4 protein-coding genes are annotated in these 7761 nt (G+C 35.1%); 1 reads left to right on the plus strand and 3 read right to left on the minus strand.

Going from position 1 to position 7761, the window contains the following annotated elements; translation table 11 throughout:
* Positions 1 to 3509, minus strand: a 3509-nt coding sequence (locus tag LY01_RS14820) for an Ig-like domain-containing protein (RefSeq protein WP_146080453.1), incomplete at its 3' end; no start/stop codon positions are given.
* A 326-nt stretch (positions 3510 to 3835) separates the two neighbouring features.
* Here LY01_RS14820 and LY01_RS14825 point away from each other — a divergent pair.
* Positions 3836 to 5455: a peptide chain release factor 3 gene (locus LY01_RS14825; protein WP_104516790.1), complete on the plus strand. Its 1620-nt coding sequence runs from the start codon at positions 3836 to 3838 to the stop codon at positions 5453 to 5455.
* A gap of 112 nt (positions 5456 to 5567) precedes the next feature.
* Here the strand turns inward: LY01_RS14825 and LY01_RS14830 are convergent, their stop codons facing one another.
* Positions 5568 to 7559, minus strand: coding sequence for an OmpA family protein (locus LY01_RS14830; protein WP_104516791.1), 1992 nt, complete (start codon positions 7557 to 7559; stop codon positions 5568 to 5570).
* Between the two features lie 23 nt (positions 7560 to 7582).
* A partial coding sequence (locus tag LY01_RS14835; protein WP_146080424.1) for a type IX secretion system membrane protein PorP/SprF occupies positions 7583 to 7761 on the minus strand: 179 nt, incomplete at its 5' end.

Here is a 7761-nt window from a genome sequence, read left to right on the forward strand (position 1 = left end):
GCATCTGTCAAGTTATCAAACAAGTCGCCTGTTAACGTTACATCTTCTGATGTTGTTAAGTTTTCATCTAAATCATCTATGTCATCGGTAACTGGTGTTACCGTGATATCTAACATACTACTATCCGTATCTGTTGGGTCATTGCTATCTACAATATCATAACCTACCGTTGGTACTGGTCCGTTGTAGTTTGGTGCTGGATCAAACTCAAAGGTTCCATCTGCATTTACTGTAATATCTCCGATTGGATCGCCTGCTGCATCTGTCAATGCTGTTGCTACTCCTAATGGTAACACTGTTGCTGTTCCATCACCGTTTGCATCTACCGTTGCGCCTGTAAGTGTATGACTAGAACTATCCGCATCTGTTAAGTTATCAAACAAGTCGCCTGTTAACGTTACATCTTCTGATGTTGTTAAGTTTTCATCTAAATCTTCAATACAAGAAGTTGTTATAATTACACTTACCGTATCACTTTCTGATGAACAAACACCTATTCCGTTTACTGTATATGTATATGTTCCTGCTACTGTGATTGGAAAACTTACTGCTGTATTTCCTGAATCTGTCCAAGAACCGCCTGTATCTTCTCCTGTAATGTTTGCTAATAAATCGGATTCACTTACACTATCTGTTGAACAAATATTAATTGCACCTGTACTTGTTCCAGCTTCTAATGAAGGACATATAATCAATTCAGCCTCATCACTTTCTAATCCACAAGCATTATCAGTATGAGAAATAAATAATTTAAAAATATAACCATTCACATAATAGGCACTTCCACTTGCAATTGTTAAATCCTCAGTAGTCGCTATTGCCACTGGCTCAAAACTCACACCGCTATCTATACTAACAAACCATTCATAAGTTGTTCCTGTTGTAATTATTGTTGTAGTACCTGTTTCAACAACTGAAGTTGTTACATCAAAAACAGCGTCTGTACCATTACCTACCGGTTGATCAGTTGGTTGAACTGTAAACGCAAAATCAACACCAATATGAGAACCTCCTATAGTTTGGCCTTGATTACCATCAACATCTGAAGCTCCTCCATTATTAACTAAAACAGGAACACCATCTCCATCAACTCCTCCTAATATTCTACCTTCACTATCTAAATCACTTAATTGAACATTATCACCACCTTCTAGTGCATCAAAACATCCATCACCATCGTTATCTGTACTTAAACAAGCTAAATCTCCTGCATTTAGAATAGAAGAAAAAGACACATCATCAATTCTAATATCATTTCCTTGACAAGTAGATAAGTTATTTCTTATTGACAACTTTACATCTCCTGATGTAGCACCAGAATTCCATACATAAGTAACCTTCTGCCATTCATCAGAACCATCTACTCCTGGTGTTAGCCTTGATAATTCAACGGTACTTTGAACACTTGAATCTGTTAAAAATGATAAAGAGATAAAACCTACACTATTATCTTCTTCAACAACCATTACTTCAACAGAGAAAAAATAATTTGTATTTGGAGCAATACCAGCTACTGTTTGACTCCAATATTCTTGATTGACGGCTGTACTAGGATCTACATATAATGAATTATTTGGATTTGCTGCACTAGCTTGAGTATTATCTGTATTTAATTCATAGATCATACCACCTACAGAACATCCGCCTCCTGTAGCTGTTGTTATATTATTGTAAACATTATTTCCTGTCTGATTTGCATCTGTTATTAAAATTGAACCATTTGACTCTCCCCCTGTATACTCATAATAAGTATCACAACCTCCATTTCTACTTGAGAAAGGAGATACTGCAACCCAACCTTGAGCACTACAACTACCACTAGTATCTAATGGATTAGTACCTGCACAATTACCATCTTGACAACCTCTACCTCTATTAAAGTCAGATTTCCAATAACGATACCCTTCAGAAAAATCTCCATTCAACACCAAATCTGCACCTAATATTAAATTAGATTCACCACACTCATCTACATCTAGTATACCATCATTATCATCATCTAAATCACATACATCAGTAATACCATCACCATCTGTATCTGGATTTCCTGATAAAGGATCACAAGGATTCACTGTTTCTACTACTGTTATTGTTATTGTAGCTGTATCTATGGAATCAACAGCCGCATTATCCGTCATTTCATAATCAAAAGTAGTAACACCAGTAAAACCTACAACAGGTATAAAAGTGATAACACCACTTGCGTCTATACTAATTAAACCATTAGGAACAGTAAATACTTGGGCATTTCCTGTTAAAGCAATTCCATTTATAGAAACTATACTTAAATCGGCAGCTCCATTTACACCTCCATCACCATCATTATCATTACTTAAAGGTGTCATTTCAACACTTACATCTTCTTCAGTTTGATAAGAATCATTTGCAGCTACAGGAAATACATTTGGTGACCCATCTAAATTCACACAATTCTCCACAATATCTTGAGCAAAACAAGTACCTCCTCCATTGGGAGATGTACAACCTTCAAAAGAAACCTCAGGAGCTACAGTATTTACATTTTGAAAAATCCTTATATCACCATTCTGAGTTTGTCCAGCTGTACCATTACTATTAGAAAAATCCACGCGTCCGATAATAGAACCAGACTCAATTGTATTATCATTAGAAGAAGTTATATCAAAATAACCTGTTTTATTCTCAGTTACCCTTGGACCCTCTATTATTCCTCCACCACCTTGGATACCTTGATTTGTTAAAAAGTACCCTTCATTATATATCCTTCCAGTTGATAATGAAACTTTCTGATTAGATGTAACTAAAACTTGAGAGAAATTTTCTAAATTACCGTTCGCACCAACATCTAAAGCCCCACCTGTAATATTAATAATGTTTGTATTAATAATGGTCCCAGAATTCATATTCAGAGAACTATTAGAATTAATAACGCCACAATTCGTAACCAAAGTAGATGGACTTATTTGAAAATTATTATTAACAGTTAAAACCCCTTGATTCCTAATCTCACTTTCACCTGTTGCAGACGCATTTAACTGGCTACCCACATCGACAACACCCTCATTATCGAAGGTATACTGCGACCCTGGACCAAAATTCAATGATTGATTAACATCTAAAACACCTGTTCCCTTAATCGTTAGAGTATTGACATCTCCATTTATTGAAAAAGTATTGGTGACATTTAAACTTGCCTCATCTCCAATTGTAAGATTCAAATTCCCTTCTATTGATGGATTACCTCCAGTTAGATTTAAATCTCCAAAAACGTTCCATGTCGTATTAGTTCCTGAATTACTAGTAATATTTCCTTGTATCGTTAAACTTGCATTATCAGGAATACATATAACAGATCCACTCGCAAAAGTCACCTGACTGTTTTGATTAATATTGACATCACCTTGAATACATGTAACACCACTTGGAAACGTATAGCTTGTATCCACCACATTAGCATTAAGTGTACTTGAACAAGTATCACACTGCGCATTAGCCTGAAAACTAACCAGGAGTAAGAAAAGTATCATCATAATTAAACGAATAATGAACTTTTCATTTTTTAAATTAAATATTTTGAAAATTATATACATCAGGGGAAAATAAAATTATACAACGTTTAACTTGCAAATTAAAGGTTGATATAATATAAAAAAGAAATAAACGACAACCACAAACAACACATTCGACGAGTTACAGTAAACTAACGACGAAAATTAACTTAAACAAAAGAATAATCTACACATTCTAAAAAAAGACAATTAACTTACCTACACAAACTCTTTATTAACAAAGAAGTGGCAACATCAACAGAGTAAACCTGAATAGATCAAATTCTATTCTCTATTTTTGTAATCTTATGAATAAGAAACAATTTGAGAAAGAAGTCGCAAGACGCAGGACCTTTGGAATTATATCTCACCCAGATGCTGGTAAGACCACGCTTACTGAAAAGTTACTACTTTATGGTGGCGCGATTCAAGAAGCCGGTGCGGTAAAAAATAATAAAATCAAAAAAGGTGCTACCAGTGATTTTATGGAGATAGAAAGACAAAGAGGTATATCTGTAGCTACCTCTGTTCTTGCTTTTGAATATGATGGTATAAAGATTAATATCCTAGATACACCAGGACATAAAGATTTTGCTGAAGATACTTTTAGAACACTAACTGCGGTGGACAGCGTGATCGTAGTTATAGATGTCGCAAAAGGTGTTGAAGAACAGACTAAAAAACTAGTCGAGGTATGTAGAATGCGTAATATCCCTATGATCGTTTTTATTAATAAAATGGATCGTGAGGGAAAGGATGCCTTTGACCTCATGGATGAGATCGAACAGATGCTCGGTCTAAGGGTTACTCCTCTTAGTTTTCCTATAGGTATGGGTTATGATTTAAAAGGAATCTATAACATTCATAAACAAAACATTAACCTATTTACTGGTGCATCTTCTAAGGAAATACACAAGACTAAAGCTATAAGTGATATTAATGATACTGAACTGGATAAACTAGTAGGCGAGCAGGCAGCAAGTACTTTAAGAGATGAACTAGAATTAGTGGACGGCATTTATCCTGCATTCGATAGAAAGGAATACCTAGATGGGGATTTACAGCCTGTATTTTTTGGTAGTGCTTTACACAATTTTGGTGTAAAGGAATTGTTAGATGGTTTTATAGAAATAGCGCCAGAACCTAGGCCTAAAAAGGCAGAAGAACGACTGGTTGAACCTAAGGAGGATCAATTTAGCGGTTTTGTATTTAAAATTCATGCTAACATGGATCCTAAACATAGGGACCGACTGGCATTTATTAAGATAGTAAGTGGTGTTTTTGAAAGAAACAAGGCTTATAAACACATACGTCTGGATAAGAACTTAAAATTCTCTAGTCCTAATGCATTTTTTGCTGAGAAAAAGGAGATAGTAGACGAGTCTTTTCCTGGGGATATAGTAGGGTTACACGATACTGGTAACTTTAAAATAGGTGACACCTTAACATCTGGTGAAACCTTACATTATAAAGGGATTCCATCTTTCTCACCAGAGCATTTTAGATACATTAACAACTCTGACCCAATGAAGTCTAAACAACTTGCTAAAGGGATAGACCAATTAATGGACGAAGGTGTTGCACAGTTATTTACACTAGAGCTTAACGGCCGTAAGGTTATAGGTACTGTAGGCGCACTGCAATTTGAGGTAATACAATACCGACTAGAACATGAATATGGCGCAAAATGTTCTTATGAAAACCTGAATGTTCACAAGGCTTGCTGGGTAGATGAAAGCGTTGCAAAACCAGAGGAGTTTACTGATTTTAAACGTGTAAAATCTAAATTTTTATGTAAGGATAAAAGAGGCCAATTAGTATTTCTAGCCGACTCTTCTTTCTCGTTGCAAATGACACAGCAGAAATACCCTAGTATCAAATTTCATTTTATATCTGAATTTGAGCCAGCTGCTGAGGCATTGGTATAGTTGATTAGTTCCGCTTTCGCGAAAGCGGAATTCCTATCATACAATAGAACAAAAAAAAGCTCTGAACTAGACAAGTTCAGAGCTTTTTTTAATAGGATAATGTATTAGAAAATTAATCGCAGTTTTTATAGTTATCTAAACCAGTGACGATAAACTCTGATCTACGGTTAAGCTGGTGCTCTTCTTTAGAACATTCTACGTCGTTAGAACATCTATTTAACAGTCTTCTTTCTCCAAAACCTTTGGCAGTTAAGCGAGAAGCGTCAATACCCTTTGATATAAGCCAATTACGTGTGCTCTGCGCTCTTTTCTCAGAAAGCACATCATTATAATCATCTGGAGCTCTACTATCTGTGTGAGAGCGTATTTCGACCTTAGTAAGTGGATACAGTTCCATAAAAACTTTGATCTTTGCTAACTCAAATGCTGCATCTTTTCTGATGTTAAATCTATCAAAGTCAAAATATATTTGCTCTATATCTAATAAAGGACCTATATCATCACAATCTGCCACTGCTATACGTGCTGTCTCTATCTCTAGTGGCACGTCCATGAACCCAGATTTTGTAGGTGTTGAGAATAGATCTTCGTCAGACGAATAATCTTCTTTTTCAACTCTCACAAAATACTGCTTACCACATTCTAGTTTAAAAACATACTTACCATTTTCACCAGTTACTAATTGATCCACCTTATTGTTATTAGCATCCATTACCATAACAGTAGCTTCATTCATAGGCTCTCCTGTTTTCTCATCAGTAACGGTACCTGTAACTAGAACCTCACAAGTTTCCCTAAGGTCTTCTAACTGTATGAATCTATAGATATCATCATCTCCAGATCCACCTGGTCTATTAGAGGTAAAGTATCCTATTTTAGTATCGTCGTTAATGATAAAAGCAAAATCATCATTAGTAGTGTTAATAGGCTTACCAATATTAATTACCTTACTAGTACTACCGTCAGGACTTATTGAACTAGCAAATACATCTAGCCCTCCAAGACCTTGATGACCTGTAGAAGCAAAATATAATGTGTTTGATTTACTGACAAAAGGGAAAGTCTCTCTACCAGGTGTATTCACATTCTTAAGGTTTCTAGGCTCACTAAACTGACCTTCTTCAAGAATATCTACTACCCAAATATCTGACTTAGTAAAGTCTGAATTTATATCATAACCTACACTCCCAGGCATGTCACTAGAAAAATACAATTGCTTTCCATCAGGACTTAAGGCAGGGTGTGCCACAGAGTACTCATCATTATTAAAAGGAAGAGATACAGGCTTAGACCATTTACCATTCTTTTTATAAGATCTAAAAATCTTAAGCTTATTCATTCCATCAATATCCTGTCTATAAACACCGTTATCATAGTTATTACGAGTAAAATACATCGTCTCACCATCTGCAGTTATAGCAGGAGTACTTTCATGAAACTTAGTATTGATATTACTAGACAATCTTTTAGGTGAGCTTAATTTACCAGTCTCATCGGCCTTTGCAGTATACAACTGTAAGAAAGGTTGATCATTCCATGTATGTCTTCTACTTACCAAAGAACCAGAATCTCTAGAAGTGGCATACACTACCTGACTTTCTGATTCATTAAAAGCAGGACCAAAATCAACCGTATAACTATTGATTCCTTTTGTGTTAACCACATCAAATCTACCGGATTGAAAATCTATTATTTGTAAATAATTAGGCTCTTCAGAATACATCTTAGATCTAACGTCAAAACCTTTAAAAGAATTGAATTTTGACATCAATCTATCTGCCTCGTCGTACCTACTTACCGATTTAAGAGATTGTGCATATCTAAAAAAGTACTCAGGTTTTGCATTATCCTCATATTTTTCAAATAGTTGATTATACCATTTATACGCCTTTTGCAGTTCGTCATTGAAGTAATACGTATCACCTAATTTTGCTAAAATTTCAGGAGATGCAAAGCCTTCTTCTACTAATTTTAAATAGATTTTCTGAGCTTCTATAAATGCTAAAGATTTAAATTTTTCATTTCCTTTATCTAACTTACCCTTTTGAGCATGTCCAAAAGAGAAAGCAAAAAGAATGATTAGTATGGATAGTTTTTTAAACATAATGTATGCTGTGTTTATTTTTCTTAGAAGAAACGAGGTGTAATGATACGATCGTAGCTGTTAAATAATTCAAATCTCATGAAAAGCTCATAACTACCGTCATTAAAAACGGCATTTCCTAACTCTGTAGTCTCTCTATCATAGGCAAATCCTATCATCATTTGATCACTTAGTTGAAAACCTACTAGACCTGTTACCGCAG

The sequence above is a fragment of the Nonlabens xylanidelens genome, from assembly GCF_002934445.1.
Taxonomy (GTDB): Bacteria; Bacteroidota; Bacteroidia; order Flavobacteriales; family Flavobacteriaceae; genus Nonlabens; species Nonlabens xylanidelens.